At 44.6% G+C, this 733-nt stretch carries 3 pseudogenes; 2 read left to right on the top strand and 1 reads right to left on the bottom strand.

Annotation, left to right across the window (positions count from 1 at the left end):
* Window positions 1–76, bottom strand: a pseudogene (locus AC3WQH_RS25520) (transposase); the annotation flags it as partial.
* A 1-nt stretch (window position 77) separates the two neighbouring features.
* Between AC3WQH_RS25520 and AC3WQH_RS25515 the strand changes: the two are divergent.
* Both AC3WQH_RS25515 and AC3WQH_RS25510 read left to right on the top strand, forming a co-directional pair.
* Window positions 78–299, top strand: a pseudogene (locus AC3WQH_RS25515) (ABC transporter substrate-binding protein); the annotation flags it as partial.
* A 113-nt stretch (window positions 300–412) separates the two neighbouring features.
* A pseudogene (locus AC3WQH_RS25510) lies at window positions 413–565 on the top strand (cupin domain-containing protein); the annotation flags it as partial.
* Window positions 566–733: the final 168 nt, after the last annotated feature.

Raw genomic sequence — 733 nt, 5'->3', positions numbered from 1 at the left:
TTTTCTTCGCTTTCTTAAACACACTTTTCGCGTCCTTGATAGCTTGATTTTTAACGGCACTTGGCAAAGAAGCAGAAGAGTCGGTAGCTCTCATTTTGTCCTGGGATGGAAAAACGTTCAATGTGTTGGGTGAAGGAAATCCTGTCTATACGCTTGCGTTTGATAAAGAAAAGGGACTGGGACTTACGCCAGATGGTGCCTTTCAAGGTACTGCAATGGATACTTCCGCGATTACTGGCGGCCCATTGGCGATCGAATACGCTTTGCAAAACATATCGACTGCCTTGCGCAAGCTCTAAAAAGGCGAGAAGAACGCCAGCGAAATCGCTCTCGTGCAACAACCGGGCGACAAGCGGATGCTCCCCATGTCTCTGAACGTTACAATGCAAAGTCAAAAAAAGGAGGGATTCATATGCACTACCAAGCGATTAATCTGAGTGAGGAACTGTCTTCATTCCACGAGCTCTGGTCTCCGAAAGTCGTCGGTGAAATCAATGACTTTCAATTCAAGCTCGTCAAGATTGATGAGGATTTTATATGGCATGAACATCCAGGTGCCGATAAAGAGCAAAACTACAAAATAACCGACATTGCGAGCATTGACGTCACATACTCCAGAAAATTCGGCGATTACAGCGCTCAGGTCATTTTTTCGGATGACGGATTGTAATATGAAGTGCGACACCAACAGCTAGATAAAAAAATGGCCCATGATTGATTCGTGTAAAATGAA

The sequence above is a fragment of the Brevibacillus sp. FW301-21C12A genome (genome assembly GCF_058788915.1).
Note: the sequence above shows the minus strand (reverse complement) of the source record. Positions and strands in the feature narration are given on the sequence as shown.